The organism is Shouchella rhizosphaerae, assembly GCF_900142675.1.
Classification (GTDB): Bacteria; Bacillota; Bacilli; order Bacillales; family Bacillaceae_D; genus Shouchella; species Shouchella rhizosphaerae.
Map to the genome: position 1 here is coordinate 160405 of NZ_FRBS01000007.1, position 26438 is coordinate 186842.

At 45.1% G+C, this 26438-nt stretch carries 28 protein-coding genes; 21 read left to right on the forward strand and 7 right to left on the reverse strand.

Annotated elements, in window-relative coordinates; translation table 11 throughout:
* Positions 1-42 precede the first annotated feature (42 nt).
* Together BUC05_RS19010 and BUC05_RS19015 are read left to right on the forward strand one after the other, a co-directional pair.
* Entirely contained in the window at positions 43-678 is a 636-nt protein-coding gene (locus tag BUC05_RS19010) for an amino acid ABC transporter permease (RefSeq protein ID WP_011245627.1), read from the forward strand.
* A complete protein-coding gene (locus BUC05_RS19015; protein ID WP_011245628.1) occupies positions 679-1332 on the forward strand; it encodes an amino acid ABC transporter permease in 654 nt (217 codons plus the stop codon). It begins immediately after the preceding gene.
* On the opposite strand, the gene BUC05_RS19020 is transcribed toward BUC05_RS19015, so the two are convergent.
* The gene (locus BUC05_RS19020) at positions 1329-2198 is read right to left on the reverse strand and encodes a response regulator (protein WP_011245629.1); all 870 of its coding nucleotides are present in this window, start codon (positions 2196-2198) and stop codon (positions 1329-1331) included. The two genes, BUC05_RS19015 and BUC05_RS19020, sit on opposite strands and share 4 nt — an antisense overlap.
* Positions 2195-3463: a sensor histidine kinase gene (locus BUC05_RS19025; RefSeq protein ID WP_011245630.1), complete on the reverse strand. Its 1269-nt coding sequence runs from the start codon at positions 3461-3463 to the stop codon at positions 2195-2197. Before BUC05_RS19025 ends, BUC05_RS19020 begins: the two co-directional genes overlap by 4 nt.
* A gap of 323 nt (positions 3464-3786) precedes the next feature.
* On the opposite strand from BUC05_RS19025, the gene BUC05_RS19030 reads away from it, so the two are divergent.
* The 8 genes from BUC05_RS19030 to BUC05_RS19065 are packed head-to-tail and all read left to right on the forward strand — an operon-like array spanning position 3787 to position 12052.
* On the forward strand, positions 3787-4608 hold the full coding sequence (locus tag BUC05_RS19030) for a M55 family metallopeptidase (protein ID WP_011245631.1): 822 nt from the start codon (positions 3787-3789) through the stop codon (positions 4606-4608).
* Positions 4609-4623: 15 nt separating this feature from the next.
* Entirely contained in the window at positions 4624-5547 is a 924-nt protein-coding gene (locus BUC05_RS19035; RefSeq protein WP_073305729.1) for an ABC transporter permease, read from the forward strand.
* Positions 5547-6488, forward strand: coding sequence for an ABC transporter permease (locus BUC05_RS19040; protein ID WP_011245633.1), 942 nt, complete (start codon positions 5547-5549; stop codon positions 6486-6488). The genes BUC05_RS19035 and BUC05_RS19040 overlap by 1 nt, the downstream gene beginning before the upstream one ends.
* Before the next feature lie 3 nt (positions 6489-6491).
* Positions 6492-7487: an ABC transporter ATP-binding protein gene (locus tag BUC05_RS19045; protein WP_035204991.1), complete on the forward strand. Its 996-nt coding sequence runs from the start codon at positions 6492-6494 to the stop codon at positions 7485-7487.
* A gap of 13 nt (positions 7488-7500) precedes the next feature.
* The gene (locus BUC05_RS19050) at positions 7501-9147 is read left to right on the forward strand and encodes a peptide ABC transporter substrate-binding protein (protein ID WP_073305740.1); all 1647 of its coding nucleotides are present in this window, start codon (positions 7501-7503) and stop codon (positions 9145-9147) included.
* A 60-nt stretch (positions 9148-9207) separates the two neighbouring features.
* Entirely contained in the window at positions 9208-10146 is a 939-nt protein-coding gene (locus BUC05_RS19055; RefSeq protein ID WP_011245636.1) for a S66 peptidase family protein, read from the forward strand.
* Positions 10143-11048: a C40 family peptidase gene (locus BUC05_RS19060; RefSeq protein ID WP_051881242.1), complete on the forward strand. Its 906-nt coding sequence runs from the start codon at positions 10143-10145 to the stop codon at positions 11046-11048. Before BUC05_RS19055 ends, BUC05_RS19060 begins: the two co-directional genes overlap by 4 nt.
* Positions 11048-12052 carry an ABC transporter ATP-binding protein gene (locus BUC05_RS19065; protein ID WP_073305741.1) on the forward strand — a complete coding sequence of 335 codons (1005 nt, stop codon included), beginning with the start codon at positions 11048-11050 and terminating at the stop codon, positions 12050-12052. The genes BUC05_RS19060 and BUC05_RS19065 overlap by 1 nt, the downstream gene beginning before the upstream one ends.
* A gap of 69 nt (positions 12053-12121) precedes the next feature.
* Here the strand turns inward: BUC05_RS19065 and BUC05_RS19070 are convergent, their stop codons facing one another.
* Complete coding sequence (locus BUC05_RS19070) at positions 12122-12463, reverse strand: winged helix-turn-helix transcriptional regulator (RefSeq protein ID WP_094978853.1); 342 nt, start codon at positions 12461-12463, stop codon at positions 12122-12124.
* A gap of 195 nt (positions 12464-12658) precedes the next feature.
* Here BUC05_RS19070 and BUC05_RS19075 point away from each other — a divergent pair, with 195 nt between their 5' ends.
* On the forward strand, positions 12659-13255 hold the full coding sequence (locus tag BUC05_RS19075) for a nitroreductase family protein (RefSeq protein WP_011245640.1): 597 nt from the start codon (positions 12659-12661) through the stop codon (positions 13253-13255).
* Positions 13256-13320: 65 nt separating this feature from the next.
* On the opposite strand, the gene BUC05_RS19080 is transcribed toward BUC05_RS19075, so the two are convergent.
* On the reverse strand, positions 13321-14007 hold the full coding sequence (locus tag BUC05_RS19080; protein ID WP_011245641.1) for a universal stress protein: 687 nt from the start codon (positions 14005-14007) through the stop codon (positions 13321-13323).
* A gap of 626 nt (positions 14008-14633) precedes the next feature.
* Here BUC05_RS19080 and BUC05_RS19085 point away from each other — a divergent pair.
* From BUC05_RS19085 to BUC05_RS19115, 7 genes are read left to right on the forward strand one after another with little or no spacing between them, the layout of a single operon-like run.
* Complete coding sequence (locus BUC05_RS19085; protein WP_073305743.1) at positions 14634-17051, forward strand: Na+/H+ antiporter subunit A; 2418 nt, start codon at positions 14634-14636, stop codon at positions 17049-17051.
* On the forward strand, positions 17038-17460 hold the full coding sequence (locus BUC05_RS19090; protein WP_035204980.1) for a Na(+)/H(+) antiporter subunit B: 423 nt from the start codon (positions 17038-17040) through the stop codon (positions 17458-17460). Before BUC05_RS19085 ends, BUC05_RS19090 begins: the two co-directional genes overlap by 14 nt.
* Before the next feature lie 3 nt (positions 17461-17463).
* Positions 17464-17808, forward strand: a complete 345-nt coding sequence (locus BUC05_RS19095; RefSeq protein WP_011245644.1) for a Na(+)/H(+) antiporter subunit C — start codon at positions 17464-17466, stop codon at positions 17806-17808.
* Positions 17801-19288: a Na+/H+ antiporter subunit D gene (locus BUC05_RS19100; RefSeq protein WP_035205533.1), complete on the forward strand. Its 1488-nt coding sequence runs from the start codon at positions 17801-17803 to the stop codon at positions 19286-19288. Before BUC05_RS19095 ends, BUC05_RS19100 begins: the two co-directional genes overlap by 8 nt.
* A 35-nt stretch (positions 19289-19323) precedes the next feature.
* Positions 19324-19806: a Na+/H+ antiporter subunit E gene (locus tag BUC05_RS19105; protein ID WP_035205531.1), complete on the forward strand. Its 483-nt coding sequence runs from the start codon at positions 19324-19326 to the stop codon at positions 19804-19806.
* A gap of 8 nt (positions 19807-19814) precedes the next feature.
* Entirely contained in the window at positions 19815-20090 is a 276-nt protein-coding gene (locus tag BUC05_RS19110; protein WP_372513881.1) for a Na(+)/H(+) antiporter subunit F1, read from the forward strand.
* Positions 20068-20460 carry a Na+/H+ antiporter subunit G gene (locus tag BUC05_RS19115; protein WP_011245648.1) on the forward strand — a complete coding sequence of 131 codons (393 nt, stop codon included), beginning with the start codon at positions 20068-20070 and terminating at the stop codon, positions 20458-20460. The genes BUC05_RS19110 and BUC05_RS19115 overlap by 23 nt, the downstream gene beginning before the upstream one ends.
* 224 nt (positions 20461-20684) lie before the next feature.
* On the opposite strand, the gene BUC05_RS19120 is transcribed toward BUC05_RS19115, so the two are convergent.
* Complete coding sequence (locus tag BUC05_RS19120) at positions 20685-21536, reverse strand: PRC-barrel domain-containing protein (RefSeq protein ID WP_051881241.1); 852 nt, start codon at positions 21534-21536, stop codon at positions 20685-20687.
* A gap of 174 nt (positions 21537-21710) precedes the next feature.
* On the opposite strand from BUC05_RS19120, the gene BUC05_RS19125 reads away from it, so the two are divergent.
* Genes BUC05_RS19125 through BUC05_RS19135 form a run of 3 tightly spaced genes read left to right on the forward strand, consistent with a single transcriptional unit; the run spans position 21711 to position 24486 of the window.
* Complete coding sequence (locus BUC05_RS19125) at positions 21711-22679, forward strand: sugar phosphate isomerase/epimerase family protein (protein WP_035204977.1); 969 nt, start codon at positions 21711-21713, stop codon at positions 22677-22679.
* Positions 22680-22693: 14 nt separating this feature from the next.
* Positions 22694-23731, forward strand: a complete 1038-nt coding sequence (locus BUC05_RS19130) for a Gfo/Idh/MocA family protein (RefSeq protein ID WP_073305745.1) — start codon at positions 22694-22696, stop codon at positions 23729-23731.
* Positions 23732-23742: 11 nt separating this feature from the next.
* Positions 23743-24486, forward strand: coding sequence for a sugar phosphate isomerase/epimerase family protein (locus tag BUC05_RS19135; protein WP_035204971.1), 744 nt, complete (start codon positions 23743-23745; stop codon positions 24484-24486).
* Between the two features lie 42 nt (positions 24487-24528).
* On the opposite strand, the gene BUC05_RS19140 is transcribed toward BUC05_RS19135, so the two are convergent.
* Entirely contained in the window at positions 24529-25680 is a 1152-nt protein-coding gene (locus BUC05_RS19140) for a DNA glycosylase AlkZ-like family protein (RefSeq protein ID WP_011245653.1), read from the reverse strand.
* A 120-nt stretch (positions 25681-25800) separates the two neighbouring features.
* Entirely contained in the window at positions 25801-26433 is a 633-nt protein-coding gene (locus BUC05_RS19145) for a YesL family protein (protein ID WP_082111996.1), read from the reverse strand.
* Between the last annotated feature and the right edge of the window lie 5 nt (positions 26434-26438).

A 26438-nucleotide genomic window follows, 5' to 3' on the forward strand; every position in this document is an offset into this window, starting at 1 on the left:
GCAAACTTGCGCTTTTGCCCTTTTTAAAAAGGGGGCGAAACGATGATTACAATCTTAATTGACTATTGGGATGCGTTTTTGTCTGGCTTTTTGCAGACGTTAAAAGCAAGCACCTATGCCCTTGTAGGCAGCTTCGTCGTCGGCACGCTAATTGCAGTCATGCGCATTTCCACGATCCGTGTACTTAATTGGCTAGGAACTGCTTACGTTGAGTTTTTCCGTAACATCCCGCTGTTGCTCACTGTCTTTATTTTTTGGCTTGGATTTCGCCTAGGCGGCTTTGAAGCAGGGACGCTAGGTTTATTGATTTATACAAGCGCCTTTATTGCTGAAGCTATACGAGCAGGCATTCAGGCAATCCCAACCGGCCAGATGGAGGCGGCGCGCTCCTCAGGTTTAACTTATACACAAGCATTGCGCTTCGTCATTTTGCCGCAAGCGATCAAAACAGTCATTCCCCCACTTGGGAACCAAACATTGAACTTGGTGAAAAACTCCTCGATTCTTGCAGTAGTGGGAGGGGCTGACTTAATGTACCAAGGCGATATCATTAACAGCATGACGTTTAGTCCGTATGCCGTATATGGCATTGTTGCGTTATTTTATTTACTTTTAACGATTCCGCTTAGCTGGGGAATCGGCTATTATGAGAAACGCCTTGCTAAAGGGGGCGCCTAAATGGACTTTCTATCGGCATATACGCCATCCAACCTCCTTTATTTATGGGAAGGATTTCAAGTTACATTATTATTGGCATTAATCGCCATCATTTGCAGTTATGTAGTCGGCATTGTACTCGGCATTCTTCGCTATGCAAAGATTCCGGTTTTTTCGAGAGTATTAGGCGCGGCCGTTGATATTATCCGCTGTTTGCCTTTGCTGTTAATTTTATTTTTTACCCATTTTGTTTTGCTACCGGAACTAGGGTTTCAAGTAAGCCCGTTTGTAGCAGCTATTGTCGCTTTGACCGTATTTGAAGGTGCGATGATTTCTGAAATTATCCGCAGTGGTTTAAATTCGATTCCGAAAGGGCAAATTGAGGCCGCGCGTTCATCTGGATTGACGTACACACAGACGTTGCGGGCGATTTTGATTCCTCAGGCAGCACGAAAAATGATGCCACCGACGGTTTCTCAATTCATTGCCCTTTTAAAGGATACTTCGCTTGCGGTCATTATTACATTGCCAGAAGTCATGCACCATGCACGCATTCTAAGTGCCCATAACTCCAATTCGGTCTTCGCGATTCTATTCTTTGTCGCGGTCATGTACTTTGTCGTCAATTTTGCATTGTCCAAAATTGCAAAGAAACTTGAAGCGAAGCACGTTTAAGCACCTTTTCTACTTTCGTTTGCTTCATCAAAAAGTGCAAATAAAAATTTTTTAATATGAATGCGTACGACACTATGAGCCATGTCTAAATCGATTTCTTTCATCCGCTGCCTCACTTCACGAAAATCGAAGAAAAGCGGCGCATAATACTCAAATTTTGGATGAGCGTAATCAGTTAGACCAAGGGAAGCAATGTTTGTCAGTGCTTTTCCTACTGCTCGGCGCATCCGTTGTTCAATGGCCTTTGCCTCTTTTTCTTGATCGATAGGTTTGGAAAAGCGGGCTAAGGCCATTTTTTTATATAAAGTACGCAATGAAAGGGGCTCGCTCCCTGTCTCGGCCAAATAATCCATCGCATGGATAAAGTCTTTGGCGCCTGCTTCGTTTGAAATCCCTAGCTCTGCAAGTGTCCGCCGCGCTGCTCGTTGCAGGGCAACATGCGGATGAGTCGCATGGCTCACATGAGCTAATGCGAGTTGCATTTCTGGAAGGGAAGGTTGAAGCTGGCGTTTTACATAGGATAAAACAGACTCTACTTCGATCGCATGGATTGGTTTATGAATGAAAAACTCCACTCCGAGCTGATAGGCTTCACCTACTAATTCTTTATTGTCATTTTGCGAGATCATAACAAAACGCCCACGATAACCAGCAGTTTTCAACTGCTCAATCATATCAAGACCATCGATTTTCGGCATGAGCAGATCGATTAAGACGATATCCGGTTGGCGAGCAATAATGGCATGAATCGAAGCAGCGTTCCCTTCATCACTTAAAACAATCTCTCCAAGTCCGGTTTTCTTAATAATGGACGCTAACATACGCCGACAACCAGGCTCATCGTCAATAATTGCGAACGTTATCATTGTTGATTTCCCTCCAATCGCTTCGTTGGAATAACTAGACAAACTTTTGTGACATGGCTGCGCTCAAATTGCAGGAATCCACCTAAGTCAGTGACAATATGCTGCACGTGAGTCAGTCCGATTCCGGTTGAGGGACTTCCGTCCTCACGATACTTGGTTGTAAAACCCGGTTCGCATAAATGATGCATATCTTCTTCTGCAATGCCAGCGCCATTGTCAGTCACCTCAAAATAAGTCATCTCATTTTTTTCATAAATAGAAAGTAAAATCGTGCCTTCCTTGTCAATAGATTCGATTGCATTTGCTAACAAGTTATTTAAGCAACTTAAAAGTTCGACATGTTTATTTGTTAAATAAGTAGATGTTATTTCTTGGCGAAAACGAATACGTTTGTTTAGAAAAAAGCTATAGCTTTCATTTCCTTTGATGGCAAAATCGCCTAATTGTTTGAGGTTTAACTGCTCAAATGTGTGGTCATGGTTGTTTAGTTTCGCTAATCCTGCTTGGATGCGCTGTGCGTCTTTTTTTATTTCGTGAATCTCCTGTGAAATTTGCAATGCTTCTTGGTGGTACGCTGACTGTTCTTGTTTTAGTTTCCGATAGAGATAGAATGCTCTGTTCGTCATGTTTTCCACTGTTTCAATCACTTTGCTTAAGTAATAGCTTTCGCCGAAAAGGCTTGCACTTACGTTTAATAACGTTTCATAGCGTTTTTTTTGTTCTTTTAAGATCGTCTGCTGTTTATGCTGGGCGATGCTGGCGTAAACGCCAAGGACAAAATAAACCCGAATAACGGTAACCACCAATAATGCCAACCAATCTGTCCACGACAGAGTCGTAATGTCTTGTAAGACCGAACGGGCAAAGAGCTCAGTTAAATTAGAGGCAATATCAATAACGACAACAAATAATCCAAACCAGAGCATGTTCTTTTGGACAAGCTTGGTCGGTAAAAGGGTGATTCCTAAGCCGAAAGCCCAGTAATAAAACATAGCTGAAAGATGGACAAATAGAACTTCTACAAAAGAGTAGGGATCTTCTAAAAATAAGGTACTTGTTAATACCCGAAACAGTACGACAACCGCTCCTGTCAAAATCCCCGTTAGAAAAGGGGGGGCTTGCCTAAAAGCAAGGAGCAGAAAAAAGAATGTGCTACTACCCATGCCAAACCGGAATTCCCAACCAAATGGGGCGAAACGGAGCTCACCCATTAGAGCAGTCGCCACGCCAATGAAGACGACAGTAAGCCATTTTTTCGAACGCATAAGTCCACCTGTTTCATTGAAAAATTGCAAATGGAACAAAAATTGAGCCCCAAAGCGGGCAATGCAGCACTAGCCGATATCTAGGAGAAATAACGCTATGTCCATATATTATACACAAGGAGTAAAATAAATCAGCACTTTTATTGTCGTAATGAGAAGTTTTTTAGTTCATTCAGCGTAAGTCTAATGTGCTAAAGTCATGGCTTTGCCAGAAAAGTTGACACGATTCTTTTTTATTTTCTGCAAGAAGAGCAGGAAAACGATCTTTTTCTTAGAATACTAACTATCATACTGGACAGATAAGGCTGAAGAGAGGGAAATAAATGAACATTTATTCGTCAGTTGACATGGAAGGGATCACAGGGCTTGTTGACCGCCAGTTTGTAACGCCCGGCGAACGGTTTTATGAACGGGGCCAACAGTTAATGACAGACGAGGTAAACCATGTAGCAGAAGCTGCGTTTGCCTTTGGTTGCAAACGATTTGTCGTCAATGACTCACATGGGAAAATGAATAATTTGCTTGTGGAGCGGCTTCTTGCAGAAATTGAATTGGTTTCTGGCGAGGTTAAACCGTATTCAATGGTACAAGGGCTCGACGATTCGTTCGACGGCGCTTTCTTTATAGGCTACCACTCCAGGGCTTCTATGCCAGGAGTCATGAGCCATACGATGATTTTTGGCGTCCGTTCGATGTGGCTTGATGGCCATGAAATCGGGGAAATGGGGTTAAATGCTTATTTAGCCGGCTATTACGGCGTTCCGGTATTGCTTGTAGCAGGAGATGACCAGGCCGCAAAAGAAGCGGAAGCGCTCATTCCTAATGTGACAACTGCTATAGTAAAAACAGCACAATCCCGTTCGTCTGCTCTCTGTTTAACGCCTGCAAAAAGCAAAGCGTTGTTGCAAACAAAAACAAAGGAAGCTTTAATGAAAAGCGGCAAAGTGGAACCGCTCATTGCAAACAAGCAGCCTATTTTACATATTGAATTTGCCAATTACGGGCAAGCGGAATGGGCAGCGTTAATGCCTGGCGCTGAATTAGAGACAGGCACAACTGTTAAATTTGCAGCAAAAGACGTTAAGGAAGCGTACCAGGCGATGCTTGTCATGACTGAGCTTGCCATGCAAACGACGTTTTGCTAGAAAGAGGCGATCCACATGCTTAAATATGTGAGCAGACGTTTTTTAGCAATGTTACTCACGTTATGGGTCATTATTACGGCTACCTTCACGCTTATGCATGCAGTGCCAGGTTCGCCGCTCAATAGTGAACAGACGACAAATGAAACAGTACGTGCCAATTTAGAAGCTTACTTTGGGCTTGACCAGCCAGTGATCGACCAGTACTTCTCGTATTTGCAATCACTCATGCAGTTTGAATTCGGGCCTTCGATTGCACAACCAGGCGTATCCGTCAATGATTTAATCGCAAGAGGCTTTCCTGTTTCTTTGGAACTTGGAGTGTATGCCATTGCCATTGCCCTTGTTTCAGGCGTTATTTTAGGGGTCCTGTCGGCGCTAAAGCGCAATGGCCTAATCGATTATACGCTAATGACTTTTGCTGTGCTTGGCCTTTCAGTTCCTAATTTCATTTTGGCTGCTTTACTTATACACTCATTTAAAGATTATTTGCCAATTGCGACATGGCAGAGCTGGCAGCATATGATCTTGCCCGTTTTTGCCCTTGCTACGTCGCCAATGGCGATTATAGCTAGATTAACAAGGTCAACGATGGTTGATGTACTGACACAAGATTATATCCGGACGGCACAGGCAAAAGGGCTATCCCCTGTGACAATTGTCGTCAAACATGCGTTGCGAAATGGCCTCATGCCTGTTGCGACCATACTGGGCACACTAATCGCCGGCGTTTTAACTGGCAGTTTTGTGATTGAAAAGATTTTTGCCATACCAGGTATTGGTCGTTATTTTGTCGAAGGGATCAATAACCGCGACTATCCAGTGATTATGGGTACAACGATTTTTTATAGCGCCATTCTGCTGGTTATGCTGTTCCTTGTTGACATTGTTTACGGTTTTCTTGACCCAAGAATTAAACTGCATCGGAAGGAGGGCCACTAATGGCGCTTCTTGATTCGAACCAGCAGCCAGTTGATGACGCTTTATTTAAAAAAGCGGTACAGACTGACAGTGCCGAAAAAGTCGTTCGTCCCTCTTTGTCTTATTGGCATTCAGCGTGGGTCCGCTTGCGAGAAAACAAATTGGCGATGTTTGGACTTGCGACGATGGTCGCTCTTGGCGTCATGGCGGTGATCGGCCCATGGATTACTCCTCATAGCGTCACTGCCGGCGATTTAACGAAAGTCAACATGCCCCCTTCGTCTGAACATTGGTTTGGTACAGACGAGCTTGGCCGTGATATGTTTGCCAGAACTTGGTACGGTGCCCGAATTTCACTATTTGTTGGCCTTGCTGCAGCCGCGATCGATTGCCTAATTGGGATTGTTTATGGAGGAATCTCTGGTTACAAAGGTGGGCGCGTCGATTCGACCATGATGCGGATTGTTGAAATTTTGTACGGCTTGCCTTACTTGCTAGTTGTCATACTGCTTATGGTTATTATGGGGCCAGGTTTGCTTACGATTATTATCGCGTTGACTGTAACCGGGTGGGTCGGAATGGCCCGAATTGTCCGCGGTCAAGTGCTGTCATTAAAACAAAATGAATATGTGCTTGCTTCAAAAGTATTTGGCGGGAGCACTTCGCATATTATTCGAAAGAGCCTTTTACCGAATACAATGGGGCCGATCATCATCCAAATGACGTTGACCATCCCCTCAGCGATTTTCGCGGAAGCATTTTTAAGTTTTTTAGGGCTTGGCATTCAAGCGCCTTTTGCTTCCTGGGGATCGCTCGCCAATAACGGTTTGTCCTCTATATTGACAGGCCATTGGTGGCGTCTGTTTTTCCCTGCCTTTTTCATCTCGCTCACCATGTTTGCCTTTAACGTCTTTGGCGACGGTTTGCAAGATGCACTCGACCCAAAAACAAGGAGGCGGTAGCATTTGGCTTTATTGCAATTAAAACAGCTGCATATAGCGTTTAAAACATATGGCGGTGAAGTTCAAGCAGTCCGAGGAGTCAATCTGAGTCTGGAAAAAGGAGAAACACTTGCTGTTGTTGGCGAGAGCGGCTGCGGCAAGAGTGTAACAGCACAAAGCATCATGGGCCTGTTGCCAAAAGGGAGCGCCGCGATCAAACAGGGAGAAATTTTATTTAAAGGCCAAGATTTGACGAAGCTGTCCGCTAAAAAAATGCGCCGTATCCAAGGGAACGAAATTTCGATGATTTTCCAAGACCCGATGACCTCGCTCAATCCATCATTAACAGTCGGCACACAATTGACTGAAGGCATCCGCAAGCATACGTCAATTTCTGCGAGCGAGGCTAATCATAAAGCGTTGGAAATGCTTGAAGTCGTGGGCATTGCCAACGGGAAAGAACGGCTAAAGCAGTACCCTCATGAGTTTAGTGGCGGGATGAGGCAGCGTCTCATGATTGCGATGGCGCTTATTTGCAAACCGGACATTCTTATTGCTGATGAACCAACAACGGCGCTTGATGTTACGATCCAAGCACAAATTTTAAAGCTTTTTAAAGACATTCAACGGCAGACAGGAGTCGCGATCATGTTAATTACCCATGATTTGGGCGTTGTCGCTCAGCTTGCTGACCGTGTGCATGTCATGTATGCCGGAAAAATCGTTGAAACAAGCAATCGCAGAGAGTTGTTTTATAACCCTCAGCACCCTTATACAAAAGGATTGTTACATTCAGTTCCCCGCCTAGACGGCAGTGAAGCTGAGCTTGAACCAATTGGCGGCACGCCGCCTGATTTATTTGCACCGCCGGCAGGATGTCCATTTGCGCCACGCTGCGCGTACGCCATGGATGTTTGCCGTTCCCATATGCCAGCGGAAACGAAGATAACAGGAACGCATGCTGTTTCGTGCTGGCTCCAAGATCCACGCGCCAAACAAGTTTTTAAAGAGTTAGCTTAAAGGGGGAAGCACGATGAAAAAGAAATGGTATTATGCTCCACTAGCGGCAAGCTTTGTATGGACGCTCGCGGCTTGTACAACCGGGACGTCAACTGACGAAAATCCACCAGAAACAACAGAGGGGGAAACAGGAACAGAAGAAAAAGCAGAGGAAAAAATCTTGATTTTGAACAATGGCAATGAGCCTGTCTCTTTGAATCCACAAATTGCGTTCGAAGCAGTTTCGAATGCGCCGCTGAATAACATAATGGAAGGGCTTACACGGCTTGGTTCTGACCATACGCCAGAGGAAGCTACAGCTGAGAGTTGGGAAATCTCTGATGACGGTTTGACGTATACGTTCCATATCCGCGATGATGCCAATTGGTCCAATGGGGAGCCTGTGACAGCAGAAGACTTTGAATATGCCTGGAAAGAACTTGTCAATCCAGAGACCGCTTCCTCAGCAGCTTTTTTAGCTGAATTGATTGAAGGGGCTGCTGAATACAATGCAGGAGAAGGCTCAGCCGAGGATATGGCCGTGACGGCTATCGATGACAAAACACTTGAGGTTGTATTGACTAGCCCGCAACAATATTTCCTTAGCATCATTGCCAATCCATCGTTTTTCCCAGTTCATAAAGCAACAGCAGAAGAAAACCCTGATTGGCATACAGAAGCAGACACGTATGTAAGCAACGGTCCATTTGTCCTCGTTGGTTGGGACCATAACTCGGAATTGCGGATGGAGAGAAACGACCAGTATTGGGATGCGGAAAATGTCGCTCTTGACGGTGTCAAATGGCTCATGCTTGAAGATGCAATGACTGCCTACCAAATGTATGAACAAGGAAACCTTCATGCAGCCGCACCGCCGGCAGACATGGCCGAACAGCTGATTGCAGAGGGAGAGGTTGACCTATTAGAACAAGCAGGCACATACTTTTACCGGTTTTTAGTGACTGAAGAGCCGTTCCAAAATCAAAAAATCCGCCAAGCATTTGCCAAAGCAGTTGACCGCCAGGCGATAGTTGATAGCGTCATTCGCCAAAACCAGGAACCTGCAGGAGCATTTGTTTCCTACGGATTTACCGAACCTGGCGGCGGTGACTTCCGTGAATCAGGCGGCGATTTGCTTGAGTATGACCCAGACGAAGCAAAAGCATTGCTTGAAGAAGGGATGGCGGAAGAAGGCTATTCAGAATTGCCTCCTGTCACGCTTTCATATAGCTCAGGAGTGGATGAGCATCAGCGCATTGCTGAAACACTCCAACAAATGTATCAAGAAAACTTAGGCGTTTCCGTTGAGCTGGCAGTCGTTGAATCAAGTGTTTTCCTAGATCAGCAACGCAATTTAGAACTGCAAATGTCCCGGTCTTCATTTATCGCCGACTACGCTGATCCAGTCAACTTCCTTGAAAGTTTTGTCGCAGGCAGCTCTATGAACCGGACTGGTTGGGAGAACGAAGAGTATGATCGGTTGATTGCCGAGTCTAAGGAGGAAGGCGAGGAAGAGCGGCGGTTTGCGTTGCTCCATGAGGCAGAAGCACTGTTAATGGAAGAAATGCCGATTTTCCCTCTTTACTTTTATAACCAGCCAATCTTAGAAAACGACTCCGTGACAGGCGTTGTCCGCCATCCTGTTGGCTATATTGAGCTGAAATGGGCTGACATTAATTAAAAGGCATGAGGGGAGAGGGCGCTCTTCCCTCATGCCCGTTTTGCAAAGGGGGAATGGCTTGTGGAGGCTATCTTACCAAAAGCGTTAAAAAAGGGTGATGTCATTGGCGTGGTCGCTCCGGCAAGTCCACCAGATCTCGCCCGTATTGAAAAAGCAAAATCTTTGTATGAAGAGATGGGGCTTCAGGTGTTGCTTGCTCCCTCGGTAGGCAAACGCCACGGTTACTTAGGGGGCACGGATGCCGAGCGTGTGGCTGATTTGGAAGCGATGTTTGCCAATGAAGACGTGCGTGGCGTGTTTTGTGCTTGCGGAGGATATGGAACACCAAGAATTGTAGACCGCCTGAATTACAAATTAATCGCCGAACATCCGAAAGTATTTTGGGGTTATAGCGACATTACGTGCTTGCATGTTGCGATCCATCAGCAAACAGGGTTAGTGACGTTTCATGGGCCCATGCTTAGTTCTGACCTTGGCAATAGCGAATTGGAAGGGGCAACATTAGCCGGATTATCACAGATCATGGCGCCTCGCCAGCAAGTGTTTGAGCAAACACGTCAGCCGTTGCGCGTTTTAGCACAAGGCATGGCTACAGGGAAATTGGTTGGTGGGAATTTGACGTTGCTTGCTAGCATGATCGGAACGCCCTATGAAATCGATACAAAAGACGCTCTTTTGTTTATTGAAGAAATTGAGGAAGAACCCTATCGAATTGACCGAATGCTAAACCAGCTTAGGCTTGCCGGAAAGCTTGATGATGCTGCAGGTTTTGTTATCGGCAACTTTAACGGCTGTGAGCCGAAAAAGCGCCAACATTCGTTTACACTGCAAGAAGTATTGGATGAATATTTTTCTGCATCTGGCAAGCCGTGCATAAGCGGTTTTCAAATTGGCCATTGCTCGCCTGCATTGTCTGTTCCATATGGAGCCATGGCCGTTTTAGATACGGAGCGCAAACGTTTTGTCGTTGAAGCTGGTGTGAGGGGGGAAGGGCAATGAAGGAAGCACAGGCAGCTGAGCCAGTTGTGACACTTTGGACATCAAAGGATTCGCCAAGAGCGATTGACGAAAAAATAATCTGTGCAACCAGTTGCTATGAAGAGTGGCTTGAACAACTTTCCTATAACGAGCGCTTAGCACTTTGTACGGAAAACCGCGTCCAAAGCCAGGTTTTGTTTGGCGAGGCTGTGCTGATCATACAGGAAGTAGGCAAGTGGGCTGAAGTGCTATTACCAAACCAGCCAACTACGAAACATAAGGAAGGGTACCCAGGATGGATCCCCCTTTGCCAGCTCCAGGAAAAAAGCCCTCCTGCTATGAAAACAGTCCGGATTTCAAGCACGGTCGCGCCGTTGTTTACTGAAAAACATCAAAAATGGCTGACGCTTAGTTTTGGTACAGAACTAGCAGTCGTGGAAGTTGAAGAGTATGTCATCCATGTCGACACGCCTCTTGGAACAGGGATTGTTAAACGGACTGATATAGAAGAGGGGCCGAGGGAACGGACAGGGGAGGCATTGTTAAAAAGCGCTCGCCAGTTTATTGGTCTTCCCTATCTATGGGGAGGAATGAGTGGATTTGGTTTTGACTGCTCCGGGTTTGTTTATGCGATCCATCGTGCCAGCGGCATTCTTATTCCGAGGGATGCCTCCAATCAAGTCTTGACCGGGGAAATCGTTGATACAAGCAGGCCGGCTATCGGCGATTTGCTCTATTTTGGTCATGACAATGGAACAGGAGCGATTCACCATGTAGCCATGTACGCTGGCAATGGAGAAATGATTCATGCTCCAAAAACAGGGAAAACAGTCGAGCAAATTCCCCTTGCTGGAACTATATATGAAAAAGAACTTTGCGCAGTGCGCCGTTTTTTAAGCGCGCCTAGTTGGAGGGACATTTAGTGAGTGAGCCGCTTTTGGAAGTGACGGATTTAAAAAAACATTTTGCTATACGCAAAAACCAAACGCTTAAAGCGGTCGACGGCGTTTCTTTTGCCATTAAGAAAGGAGAAATGCTAGGACTTGTTGGCGAATCAGGCTGTGGAAAGTCAACGCTTGGCCGCACAATCCTTCGTTTGTATGAACGAACGTCTGGGTCGGTGAAGTTTAAAGGCACCGATGTCCATAAAACTGGACAAAAGCAAGCAAAAGCACTGAATCGAAGCATGCAAATGATTTTCCAAGATCCATACGCTTCATTAAATCCTCGTTCTGTCGTAATGGACATTATTGCCGAAGGAATCGACATCCATCAGCTCTATACAGGGAGCCGCCGTAAGGAAAAGGTTTATGAGCTGTTGCAAACAGTTGGTTTAGGCGCTGAGCATGCCAATCGCTATCCACATGAATTTAGTGGCGGCCAACGGCAAAGAATTGGCATTGCTCGCGCTCTTGCCGTCGATCCAGAGTTTATTGTTGCTGATGAGCCCATTTCGGCTTTAGACGTCTCCATCCAAGCACAAATAGTCAATTTGCTACGTAAACTCCAACGTGAAAAGGGATTAACCTTTTTGTTTATTGCCCACGACTTATCGATGGTCCGCCATATAAGCGATCGCATTGGCGTGATGTATTTGGGCAAACTAGTCGAGCTGACAACAAGCGAGGCGCTTTATAAGAATCCACTTCACCCATACACAGAAGCATTGCTTTCAGCGATTCCGATTCCAGACCCAGATTTAGAAGACAAGCGTGAGCAAATTTTGCTAAAGGGAGAGATTCCAAGCCCGCTTTCGCCGCCAAGTGGCTGTGTTTTTCGGACACGTTGCCCGAAAGCAATGGAGCGATGCGCGCTCATTGAACCGCAAATGCTGGAATACCAGCCCGGCCATTTTGCAGCTTGTCATCTATACGAAGGCACCACGCCGAAACATGGAGAAGCCGCTGCGGCTGCGACTCACGGTTAACTAGCCCGTTTGGAGCAAGTGCTAAAATACGTTTACCCCCTGCCTTCATTTGGCGAGGGGGGTCTTTGATTAAGATTGTTCGTTTGTTTCAGCGTATGTCCTGTTGAGGTGGTCCGTATGGTTCTTTCCCCACTCGTGCATGGCGTCTAAAACAGGCTGTAAGCTTTTCCCATATTCAGAAATGGAGTATTCCACTTTGGGCGGGATTTGTGGATAAACTTTTCTCTCTACAATATCATGAGATTCTAACTCTCGAAGTTGTGATGTTAACATTTTTTGGGTTATGCCCGGAATAGCACGTTTCAATTCATTAAACCGCATAACGTCATGTGTCATTAACTGAAATAAAATTTTATGTTTCCATTTTCCGACCAGAATTTCTAACGCTGTATCTACTTCGCAGGATTCCATCGTTTCCACTCCTTTTAACAGTTTCTTTTTATATACTATATGACAAACAAAGGGATATAGACAATCTTTTTGCCTGGCCTTTTTAGCCTCTATAGTTTCTTTTATTATACTAACGTACTTTAAAGTGCGTACTGTTTTATTCATTGGGGATTGGATAGACTAAAAAAGAAAAACCATACAAAGGAGAGAATTTCAATGGCTACTTTTTTTGAAGCAATTGAGAAACGGCGTTCCTATTACGCAATTAGCAAAGACCCTGTCGCATCAGATGAACGCATTAAAGAAGTCGTCGAGCATGCTGTAAAACATGTTCCGTCTGCGTTTAATTCCCAATCAGCACGCGTGATCATTCTGCTTGGAAAAGAACATGACAAGTTTTGGGATTTAACGACAGATGCTTTAAAAGCAGTAGTTGGAGACGGAGACTTCTCAGGCACACAACAGAAAATGGATGGATTCAAAGCAGGGTACGGCACTGTATTGTTTTTTGAAGACCAGGAGCCAATTCTGAAGCTACAAGAGTCTTACCCGCTTTATGCAGAAAACTTTCCGATTTGGTCAGAGCAATCCTCAGGCATGCATCAACTTGCTGTATGGACTGGTTTAGAAAACGAAGGATTTGGTGCTTCGTTGCAACATTATAACCCGATTGTTGACGAATTGGTGATAAAAGAATGGAATGTACCAGAAACGTGGAAACTTCGTGCGCAAATGCCTTTTGGCAAACCTGTGCAAGAGCCAGGAGAGAAAGAATTTCTGCCGCTTGAAGATCGTGTTAAATTATATAAGTAATACGAAAAGCCAGTTGAGTTTATGTCCTCAACTGGCTTTTTGATTGCCGCGACAAGGCAACAATCTTATTTTCGCAACGCTTCTTCTTTTAATTGTGGATAAATTTTGGTCGGCTCTGTCACACGGTCATCAGTAATGTGGACTTGGCACATTTTGTTATGGCGCATAAACTTGAAAATGCCGTTATTGAAGTCCGTTCCCGTTTCTTTGAAGAATATGCCTTCATATTTAGCATCTTTCGTATGGCTGAACATAAGACGATACCCTTCTTCGTCTTCTACAAGATAGGCACGCACGCCTTTTTCAAAGTGGCCTTCGAGTCCTTTGATCGCCCGGTCACAGGAAACGACGTGGAAATCGACGAAAGGAATCTCGCGGAGAAGCACGTTCATAAAGGAACCTTTCGTAATTTCTTCCCATCGGCTTTTAGCTGTTTGGCCGATAATGATTTGCGTAATATGATGTTCTCTCGCCACTTCAGCGATTACTTTTACCGCCGGTTTCTTTTCATTATCACGAATAATAAATTCTTCAACATCATACTCTTCCGCCAGCTCTTTCCACCTATCAATATAGGCCGATTTTTCGGCATCTAACTCATCATAAGGGAGTGGGTCAACCGTTAATATATATAAAGGGCAGTCAAGCATGTTAGCAATTTTAGCACCGCGTTTAATTAACCGTTCGCCGTTTGGCCCGTAATAAACGCATACGAGGATGCTTTCATCCATGCGTCCTTTAGCTTTTTTCATAAAAGATCACCTCAGTTAATTATGTTATCGAACCAACAATGAAAATGACGTTTAGGTCTGAATATGGCTTCTGCCCTCAGTCAGCTCATTGCCACCGAGGCATATTGAAAACTTTGTTATTATATAACGGCGATGGACGAATTTCAATTGTTTCTACAAAAAAGATTAAATTTCTTTCTCCTCTTTATTGAATGCCAATTACGTTCGTTTGCTTGGGCCGACATACTGCCTGTGACATTTTTGTGTGGCCCAAGGCGTATTGTGTGCATTGCCTTTAAAAATAGTATATACTTTTAATCGACAAGTAAATCACCAACGGTTCATTTTTTACAAACAACCCTCATGCTTTTTTGGCCTTCCCTCGTGCTCTGGAAAAGTATATAAAAGGCCTAGCGTCCAAAGCAGGCGAATTGGCTTTTCCGTGCAGCATCCACTCCGTTGCGCGATTTCGAGCTGGCATAAAGCAGACATTCCAATATTTTGCTTTCATCATACACTTTCTCTCTAGGAAGCACAAGCTTTGATTGGCTTGGTTTTTTTAGGGTACACTTGGAAGGACATAAGCGAAAGGAATGAATACGTACATAGATTTACGCAGTTTAACTTGAGAAAAAGGAGGTCGCGTTTTGTACACTGTAAACATTGCTATTTTAACACCTTTTATAGTCGCTCTTTTCATCCCCTTCCTATATAAAAGGTTATCTGCCATTCATACGGGTTGGTTTGTACTGGCTGTACCAGTCGCCCTTTTCGCGATATTGGCTAGTTATATTCCAGCTGTTGCTAATGGAGAAACATTCTATTCCTCAATCCCTTGGCTGCCGTCACTTGGCATTAATTTTACAGCGTATTTAGACGGGTTAGGTTTAATCTTTGCGTTGCTTATCACAGGCGTTGGAAGCTTGGTGATCCTCTATTCGATTTATTACCTTTCGAAAGAACGGGAATCATTGCATCATTTTTATATTTATTTACTCATGTTTATGGGAGCTATGCTCGGCGTTGTGTTTTCAGATAATTTGCTAGTGCTTTATGTATTTTGGGAATTAACGAGCATTTCATCGTTTTTGCTTATTGCTTACTGGCACCATCGCCGCCAATCTCGATACGGCGCCCAAAAATCGATGTTGATTACGGTGATGGGCGGAATTGGCATGCTTGCTGGATTTTTAATGCTTAGTTCGTTTGCAGGCACATTCAGCGTAAGAGAAATTATTGGCGGGATGGGCGACTATGCTAGCCATGCCCTCTTTGTGCCAGCGATGCTACTCATTCTATTAGGTGCATTTACGAAATCAGCCCAATTTCCGTTTCATATTTGGTTGCCTGACGCCATGGAGGCGCCAACGCCTGTTAGTGCGTATCTCCACTCAGCTACAATGGTCAAGGCGGGCATTTACTTAGTTGCCCGGTTTACGCCTGTTTTTGGCGGAGAGGCCGTTTGGTTTTGGGTTGTCAGTATCGTAGGAATTGTGACGCTATTCTGGGGCTCATTTACAGCAATTCGCCAAACCGATTTAAAAGCCCTTCTTGCTTACTCGACGATCAGCCAATTAGGATTGATTATGACATTGCTCGGGCTCGGTTCGGCAGCGCTGCATTTTGAGGTTATAGACAATCAATCTTTTTATTATTCACTCGCGATTTTTGCAGCTTTGTTCCACCTCGTAAACCATTCGACGTTTAAAGGGGCACTGTTTATGGTTGTAGGTATTGTCGACCATGAAACAGGGACGCGGGACATTCGCAAGTTAGGCGGATTGATGACAGTCATGCCAGTCACGTTTACAGTAGCGGTGATTGGCAGCTTTTCGATGGCAGGTTTGCCTCCGTTTAATGGCTTTCTAAGCAAAGAAATGTTTTTTACGGCCGTTTTGCGCATAATAGAGCTGCCATTTTTCTCAGTTGAGACATGGGGGCTGCTATTTCCGATCATTGCATGGCTGGCGAGCGTGCTCACCTTTGTCTATTGTTTGATTCTCATATTCAAAACGTTTTTTGGTGAACATCAGCCAGAAAAACTGGAAAAGTCAGCGCATGAAGCACCGTTTGGCATGCTTGTCTCGCCTGTTATTTTAGCGAGCCTGGTTGTCGCGTTCTTCTTCTTCCCGAATGTATTAGGCGAATTTTTGCTTAAACCAGCATACGGGGCCGTTATGCCTGCGTTTATAGATGCAGGAGTATTCGACTATCAGATCAAGGCGTGGCACGGGATCAATACAGAATTGCTCATGACGCTAGGGATTGTTGGTTTAGGTCTAGTTCTATACCGGTCGTTGCCACGTTGGGTTGGTGTGTATTCTCTCTTTCCGGCAATGCTATCGCTTGATCGCCTATACAATGGAGCGCTGATTTCGGTTGAAAGACGCTCGAATGAAATAACAAACCGCTATATGACAGGGAATATGTACCACTATTTGCTCTATATATTCCTTGTGATATTGGGGCTTGTATATACGGTTGCCTTAACGACAGGCGCGTTGTCTTTTAATGTCTCGAATGATGCTCCTATTAGTATTTATGAAGGAATTCTCGCCGCTGTAATGGCGATTACAGCGATTTCAATCCTATTTGCTAAATCCAGAATGACTGGCATTCTTTTAAACGGCGTTCTTGGTTATTTAGTAGCATTGTTTTTTGTCTTTTTCCGTGCCCCTGATTTAGCGCTGACACAGCTTGTCATCGAAACGGTAACAGCTGCATTGTTCTTGCTTTGTTTTTATTTCCTGCCTGATTGGGACAAACAAAAGCACAAGACGAAGCCAAAGCTACTCAACGGGCTTATTGCAGTGGCAACAGGAGCCATGGTGACTGTTCTGGCGCTGTCAGTCAACAGCAATCGCTTGTTTGACTCCATTTCCGCTTTTTATGAAAATGCCTATGAACTTGCAGGCGCAAAGAATATTGTTAACGCCATTCTCGGCGACTTCCGTGCATTCGATACGATGCTTGAAGTCGTAGTGTTGCTTATAGCTGGTCTTGGCGTGTATGTGCTTATCAAGCTGAAGGCGAGTAAGGGGGGACGTGACCTTGAAGGCAAATGATGTCATTTTACGGACAGTGACGAAAGTGGCCGTTTTCATCATTTTAACGTACGGCGTTCATTTATTTTTAGCCGGGCATTACGAACCTGGCGGCGGCTTTGTCGGGGGACTCGTCCTCTCTTCGGCATTTGTGCTGATGTACTTGGCATTTGATATCGAAACCGTGCAAGGAGGCATGCCGATCGATTTTAAAATGGTTGCAGGGGCAGGGGCTTTCCTCTCTGTGGCCACGGGGACGGCGTCGATTGCCTTTGGTGTTCCTTTTCTTACTCAAGAAGAAGTCCATCTACCTTTGCCGATTTTAGGTGATGTGGCGTTTGCGTCTGTCATCTTGTTTGAAGCAGGTGTCGCACTCGCCGTTATTGGCACTGTCATTACTATTATTCTGAGTATAAGTGAGGATGTTTAGCTTATGGAAACTATGATGTCTCTATTGGTCGGCGTGCTTGTTACGGTCGCCACTTATTTAATCCTTTCCAAAAGCTTGCTCCGTGTGATTTTGGGCACTGCCATTATGTCCCACGCTGTTCACTTGCTCATTATGATTATGGGCGGCTTTTCGGGAGACTCAAGCGCCCCGTTGCTTGGGGAGGAAGCAACTTCTTACACAGACGCACTCCCACAGGCGCTCATTTTAACTGCAATTGTGATTAGCTTTGGCGTAACGGCGCTTTTCTTAGTATTGGCCTATCGGACGTACCGAGACTTAGGCACGGATGATCTTACAAAGTTAAGGGGACTCGATGATGATGAATAATTTACTTGTACTGCCGATGGTTCTCCCGCTGCTTGTAGGCATCCTTCTCATTTTTTTGCGGCCTTTTGTCAAATGGCAGCGAGTCATTAGTTTTGCGACGTTGCTCTTTACTTTTGGTCTTAGTATTTATTTGTTGCTTCATGTTCAGCAAGAAGGCATTATAACGCTTGATTTTGGTGGTTGGTCTCCTCCATTTGGTATTTCTTTTGTCGGCGATTCGTTTTCATTGTTGCTAACGGCCACGACCTATTTCATTGCCACCATTTGTTCGCTTTACTCGTTCTCAACCATGGGCAAAGACAAAGAAAACATGTTTGTTTATCCTCTTGTCCACTTGCTGTTGGCGGGCGTTTCTGGCTCGTTTTTAACAGGCGATTTGTTTAACTTGTATGTCTGTTTTGAAGTCATGCTTCTTGCTTCGTACGCCTTGATCGTGCTTGGCGGAGAACGTGTCCAGTTGCGGGAAGCAATTAAGTATGTGCTTGTCAATGTCCTATCTTCTTTTATTTTCTTAATTGCCATCGCTTATTTATACGGTGTGACGGGGACGTTAAACTTGGCCCATTTGTCGGTGCGGATTGCTGAAGCTGGTCAACCACCAATCCTAACGACAATTGCGATTGTTTTCTTACTCGTCTTTAGTTTAAAAGCTGGCTTGCTCCTTTATTTTTGGTTGCCTGGCGCATACGGGGCGCCGCCTATGGCCATAGCAGCGTTGTTTGGGGCATTGCTTACCAAAGTAGGGATATATGCATTGTTCCGCTTCTTCACGATGTTGTTTTACCACGAACCAGAACTAACCCATACGATCATAGCGGTTATGGCGATTGTGACAATGGTTGGTGGCAGCATTGGAGCGGTCGCTTACAATGATTTGCGGAAAATTGTTTCTTATAATGTTGTCATCGCAGTAGGCTTTATTTTGAGCGGACTTGCGATCTTCAACGAAGCGGCGATTGAAGGTTCGATCTATTACCTTGTGCATGACATGATCGTCAAAGCGTATTTGTTTTTATTAGTAGGTGTAACGATTTATTTATCAGGAACACAACGACTTGAACGGATGAGTGGCATGATTCGCAACTATCCGTTACTAGGCTGGCTGTTTTTCCTGGCAACCATTTCACTAGCTGGTATTCCGCCATTAAGTGGGTTTGTCGGCAAAGTGTTTGTCGCACAGGGTGCCATTGACGGCCAAGCGTTTGTTCTATTGGCCGTTACGCTCATTTCAAGTATATTTGTCCTTTATTCGCTGTTGCGGATTTTCCGCACTGTGTTTTGGGGCGAAACGATTATTGGCACTGACGAGATGGTTCCACTGAGAACAGGCATGATCCTCCCTTGCGCTCTTCTTGGTGCAGCAACACTGGCATTAGGTCTCGGCGCTGAAAGTATTTCTGGCATTGTCCAAGATGCAGTAAATACGTTGCTAAACCCACAAGTCTATATTGATGCTGTGTTAAATCGAGGAGGCGCTTAAGTATGGAAGGATCGACAACAAAGGGGGGTGGTTCGATGTTCGGACAGCTTTTGCTAAACATTTTGATTGCCTTTCTGTGGGTATTATTGCAAGATGAGGACCAGTTTTACTTTTCAACGTTTTTTGCCGGCTATTTAGTGGGGATCGGCATTCTTTATGTGATGCGCCGTTTCTTTTTTAACGAATTTTATTTGCATAGGCTGTTTGCGGTAGTGAAACTGTTGTTCATTTTCATCCGTGAGCTCTTTTACTCGAGCGTCGTGCTCATCAAGCAAATTTTAAGCCCAAAACTAAAAATCACCCCGGGAATTTTTACGTATCGAACAGAGTTAAAAAGTGATGTAGAGATAACGGCCTTAGCACTTTTGCTTACGTTGACGCCTGGTTCTGTCGTGATTGAAATTTCCCCATCGAATGATGTTTTTTACATCCATGCGATGGACATCCCCGAATCTAAAAATTCGGTTCTCCGGGCAATGACTACATTTGAGAAAGCGATTATGGAGGTGACGCGATAATGTTTGGAATGGCGATGGTCGCATCTCTTGTGCTTTTCGCAGTAGCTATTGGCATTTGTGCGTTCAGGATTATAAAAGGGCCGACGATGCCAGATCGTGTCGTTGCCTTGGATACGATTGGCGTCAATTTAATTTCGATTGCTGCGATCGTGTCGATTATCCTTGATACAAAAGCGTTTTTGGAAGTTATTTTAATTATAGGCATTCTCGCGTTTATTAGCACCATTGCTTTCTCGAAGTTTATAGAGAGGGGTGTCATTATTGAACGCAAGCGTAACCGGTGAACTGCTGGCTTCTATTTTGATTATTGTTGGTGCGATAATGAGTGTGATTAGCGCGATTGGCATTATCCGCCTTCCTGATGTGTATACAAGGTCCCATGCCGGCACAAAAAGTGCAACGCTTGCCGTTTTGTTGACGTTGACAGGTTGCTTTATCTATTTTTGGCTTGCAGACGCTTATATTAGCATTCGCCTCATACTCGGCATTGTATTTGTGTTCTTAACAGCGCCGGTGGCGGGACATTTGATTACGCGTGCAGCATATCGGTCTAAAGTACCACTTACGGAAGAAAGCGTAGAAGATGAACTGAAGGAAGTTTTAAACAAAGAAAATTACAACGAACCAGTTGAGCACACGGATGCAAATAAATAATGGGGCGTGTGCACGCCCCTTTAGACTGTAGACAAACGCCCCGATCCACTAGCGTTTGTCTCGGTCAGCTGCTTTGAACTGAACAATCGTTTCCTATGCAAGGTGACCCCTGTTCTATTCGCCTCTTTTCTCGCCTTCACTTATCGGCTGACAAGTGTTTAAATGAATCTAGCGTTCGGGCTGCTGTTTTGACAGACGGCTCTTTTTTGTGGAAGTGCAAAGGGTTAATGGCTGTTGCCTAGACTCCCCTCCTGTTTCCAATGTGGCGTTTTGCCATAATGCTCATAAACGGTTTTTTCATCCTCTTTTGTCAGCTCTTTTTCTTGTGAATGGGCAGGTGCCGACTCAATTTGGGCTTTACTCGTCTTGACAAGAATCGCATGGTCATGCCAAGCAACTTCTTCGACGTCTTCCACGAGGACGAGCACAAGCTCCCGCTGCAAAAAACCTCCTGTATCAACGACAAAATAACGGACAAGCCAGTCATCTGCTTTTTCAATGATGAAATCTACGACTTTGCCGACTTTGCCGCCCTTGGCATGAATGGTATACCCGGTTAGTTCTTCCAGGCTAAATAGGCGAGTTTGTTCTTGGTATTGTGCTTCTGTTTGAGCTTCGTTTGCACCTGTCCGTATTGCATCGGCTGTGCCTTCCGGGTTTTTGCGCTCTGGGATATGAACAGGCGGGATTAGCGGCGCACTTGCTGGAGAACCGGCTCCATATGTTTGATTGAGGGGGGCTGCGGGCCCAAACCAATAAAGTGGCCAGCCATAATGCTCGTTCAGTTCCTTTTCATATTTCCGGTTAATGGGTGCATGTTCTTCTGGCTTCGGGCTATCTTTAATTTGAGCTTTCGTCGCATCAACGTCGATGGCCATGTTTTCTTTATCCACGTTCGAAAATGCATGGGGACTTAAGAGGACTTTACCGCCAAAAAACCAAGTGCGTGTATCTCCAACAAAGTAGCGAAGGTGCAACGTGTCTGCATCCACATAAAAATCAGCAAGTGAACCAAGTTCCCCATCGGTGGCGCGCATCGTGTACTTTTCGAGCGTTTTTGCATGGATCAGCATCATTTTCTCCCTCCAGAATTCGTATTAATGTTCGTATAGCCGTTTTCGACGTAGACCAAACGCAAATCTTTTTTAGGAAAATCAAAAAAAGGGGTTAAAATCGAACAGCAAAAGAAGTACAATAATCTAGAAAGCGTTATCATTTAATATGAGATCGATCTCAGAGGAGGGGTAAAAGTGAAATTAGGCGTGTTTACTGTCCTATTTTCGGAAAAGCCGTTTGAAGAAATGCTAGACCACGTAAAAGCGCTTGGCCTAGAAACAATCGAGATTGGTACAGGAGGGTATCCTGGGAACGCGCACTGCAATCCAGGCGAACTACTCGAAAATGAGACGAAATTGAAAGCGTTTAAAAAGGCAGTAGAGGATCGCGGTTTGACGATTTCTAGCTTAAGCTGCCATGGCAATGCCCTAACGCCAGATGCCGATTTTGCTAATCAGTCGCATGATGCCTTTGTGAAAACAGTCCAATTGGCAGAAAAGCTAGAAGTGCCAACCGTTACTACTTTTTCAGGAACGCCAGGCGCGTATGAAGGCGCAAAGCAGCCTAGTTGGCCTGTCGCCCCGTGGCCGAACGAGTATGGAGATATATTGAAATGGCAATGGCAAGAAAAACTGATCCCTTACTGGAGCGAATGGGGCCAATATGCAGCTGATCACAATGTCAAGGTCGCCCTTGAACTGCATGGTGGTTTTTTAGTGCATTCGCCAGCGACGTTGTTAAAACTTCGTGAAGCGTGTGGCGAAGCGATTGGCGCAAATGTAGACCCGAGCCATTTATGGTGGCAAGGAATCGATCCAGTTGCAGCCATTAAAATTCTAGGCAAGCATAACGCCATCCACTTTTTCCATGCAAAAGATACGTACATCGATCAAGAAAATGTCAATATGCACGGTTTACTTGATATGCAATCTTACGCAAATATGCAAGATCGGGCTTGGTACTTCCGCTCAGTTGGCTATGGGCACGACCTGAAAACGTGGGCGGATATTATTAGTGCTCTGCGCCTTGTAGGTTATGACGGGGCAGTCAGCATTGAACATGAAGATGGGCTAATGTCCATTGACGAAGGTTTCCAAAAAGCCGTTGCCAATTTGCAGCAAGTTTTAATGAAAGAGCCAGCTCCAGACATGTGGTGGCTGTAAGGAGGAAAAAGACAATGTCGAAATTGAAAGTAGCAGTAGTTGGCTGTGGGTCGATTGCCATCCACCGCCATGTACCTGAATATGCGGCCAATCCAAATGTAGAACTGGTCGCTTTTTGTGACCTAAACATCGAAGTCGCCCAAAAACTCGCTGATCAATATGGAGTCAAGCAGGTATACGACTCCCACGAAGCGATGCTTAAAGAGGCAAAAATGGATGCAGTTAGTGTATGTACACAAAATGTGGACCATGCACGAGTGTCGATTGATGCAGCAAACGCAGGTTGCCATGTATTGTGCGAAAAACCAATGGCTACTTCGATTGAAGAAGCGCAACAAATGATTGACGCCGCTAAAGCCAACAATGTCAAGTTGATGATAGGGCACAATCAAAGGCTTATGCCGCCCCATGTAAAAGCGAAAGAAATCTTGCAATCTGGAAAAATCGGCAAGCCGTTAACATTTAAAACGACATTTGGCCATGGTGGCCCTGATTCCTGGAGCATTCAAGGCAAAGACACATGGTTCTTTCAAAAAGACAAGGCTTTTGTTGGGGCAATGGGTGATTTAGGCGTCCATAAGATTGACTTAATGCGCTGGCTTTTTGACGAAGAAGTGGCTGAAGTGGCTGCATTTGTTGAGACGCTCGATAAGGATGCCGATGTAGACGATAATGCGACAACGTTACTGCGCATGGAAAACGGAGCCATTGGCACAATGGCGGCAAGTTGGACGTACTACAAAGGTGAAGACAACACGACATCGATTTACGGCGAAAAAGGTGTGTTGGAAATCCACGATGATCCTAATGTCCAAGTTGTTGTAAAGCTAGCCGATGGCACCATTGAAAGGTATTCAGTGGGGGCAATTGCCACCAATGAAGCTGGAGGCCAAGTTGCAAGTGGTGTGATTGACGAGTTTGTTGATGCGATTGCCAATGACCGCATGCCTTCCATTACAGGAGAATCGGCAATGGAATCACTACGCACTGTCCTTGCAGCGCTGGAGTCAACGAAGTCCAAAACGTTTGTGTCTGTAGCAACGATCAAATAAGGGGGAAAAGCATGGATAAATGGGGAATTGCCTTATTTACACTGCGTGACGAGCTGGCAAAAGACTTTAAAGGCACATTAGCAAAAGTAAAAGAAATTGGGTATGCGGGTGTCGAATTTGCAGGTTTTGGCGGCCACTCTGCTTCAGAGATAAAAGCAATGTTAGAGGAAGTTGGTCTAGAAGCATGGTCCAGTCATGTGCCTCTTGCTCAGCTTCGTGAGTCTCTTGACGATGTACTTGCCTACCATAAAGAAGTCGGCGTTCAATATATTGTCTGTCCATACTTAACGCCAGAAGAGCGGCAGGCAAAAGACGATTACCTCGAATTGGCGAAAGATCTTGAAACGATTGGAAATGCCTGCAAAGAAGCTGGCATTGGATTTTGCTACCATAACCACGATTTCGAATTGCAAACATTCGATGGCGAGTATGCCCTTGATTTGTTGTTAAGCCAGACAACAGAGGAACATGTGCAATTAGAATGTGATACGTACTGGGTCGAGTTTGCCGGTGTGGATGCCAAACGTTACATGAACCAATACACTGGACGTGTGCCAATGGTTCATTTGAAAGACATGAAAGCAACCGATAAGTCGTTTGCCGAAGTTGGAGAGGGAACATTGGATATAAAAGACATTATCCAGGCAGGGAAAGAAGCAGGGGCTCGCTACTTTTTTGTCGAACAGGACATTTGTGAGCGTTCCCCTCTAGAAAGCATTTCAATTAGCTTTAACAACATACAACGCTTGTCTTAAAAAATGAAACGCCCAAGCCATGTGGGCGTTTCATTTTTTTACCTATAATAAACAATCATAGGCAACTTGTTTTGCGCCGACACGCTTGGCTAATTGTTCCAAAGCGTGGGCAAACGCTTTTTTTCTCGTTGGAGTCCATTTGAATGACGGCTCAACCACAATGTTCTCAATATGTAAAGTAGCCGTTTCCCGATTCATTAATGGCGAAATTTGGCCAATTAGTTTTCCATGCCAGAGAATCGGCATTCCATAGGAGCCCACTTTCCGGGCTGCTTTTGGCGTGTAAATTTCCCAGCGGTAGTGGAAGTCGTAAATATCTTGCAAACGTTCTCTCCGCCATAAAAGAGGGTCTAGCGGCGATAGGAAGGCAATGCCTTTAGGTTGGTTGTCGCTATGTGAAAGCAGCTCGTCCACATCTGTTGAAAGCACGGCATAAGGCCGTTTTACGCCCTCAATCGCCACTTCAGTCAAGACGCCCTCCTCAACAAGCTGTGCGTGCCATTTTTTTCGCATTGCAGCTCGGTGCTTCTGCCATCCATAACGGGGATCGTCAGCGCTAAATAACCGGTACGCGCGGGCATATTTAAGGAGTAACGCCCTTGTCCGTTCTTGTGTCGACAAAGGCGATTTCAAGTAATGGTTTGGAATCGCGTCTTCCGTTAATGCAAAAAACCGTTTCGCCCCCTGGCGTTTTACAACTTGGATTTGCCCTGTTAGGAAAAGCAATTGCAAGGCATGAGACGTTTCTTTAGTGGAGGCGCTGTTTGTATCCCAACCACCAATCACTTTTCGTTCGCTTTGAAAGGCGTTTGAAGCGAGAGGACCTTCGGTTGCCAGCCGGTTGAATATGACGCGAATGGCATCCTTGTGGGCGGATAAATCGGAAGCGCAAGCTGTTAAGAGCCGCTGCCGAACATCTTCAAACAAGGGAAAGTCGGCGATCGGCAATAAGCAGGCAGCTTGGGCGTAGTATTCGAATGCTTGCTGCTTTTCAAGCAGCTGCTCTAATTCAGCTGGGTCATACCGTTTCATTCGCAAACTTGCAGTCAAATGGTGGTTACGCTCAATAACCGCAACAGGATCAAGTTGAATCGCTTCCAAGCCATTAAGAAGGTCGGGCATGCTTGAATAGCGTGTGGCAATAAATGTTTTATGCAAAAAGGCCCGTGCCGTTTTTTTCGATATAAGAAGCAATGGACGATCTGTCCTTTCTATAGAAAATGCAAGGCGACAAAAAACAAAAATAGAGGAGGAGCGTTAGCTGGCAATATAGGCTTTTCCCAGTGAGAATGGCACATCAAAATCAGCGCCAAGCTATGCCGCTTGGCTCCGTTGTTTTTCTTCGTTGCGGACAAATCCCGTATGGGAAAACCACATGAGTAAAAAGACGGGGACTGACACACCGAAAAAAGGAAGAACGCCTGGAAAACGAAGCATGAGTATAGAGATACCAAATGATGTAATTAGCATGCCTATGCTCAGAAAAGGACGAACAAGCACATGAAGGACTGCATGTTTTAATAGGCGAAAAATGGGCATCTCGTAATGGACAAATAACGTAAACGCGTAAACGGCTGTTAATATATACAAAAGGCAAAGAAGAAGAATCGGCATGGCGAGCATCGTCACATAAGGGTTGGTATGGTTGTAAATAAACATGACATCAACGACTAGGACAAAACCAATTAGGGCGAGTATCCAGCCGAGGCGCTGTACTTTCCAATAGTCTTTTTTAAAGTACGAAAGGAATGTTTTAAACAAAGGAATATCTGTTTCTCCACGAATCCACTGGCGGCAAATGGCAAAGGCAGCCTGTGTTGCTGGGAACAAACCGCCAACAATCAGTCCAGCAAATGTAAACCCAAGCCAAAGCAAGTTGACGATGGCAAGCCGCATGATCCACTCGGCAGCTTTGTAAATCCCTCCCATGAATCCATTCATTTCCATTGCAC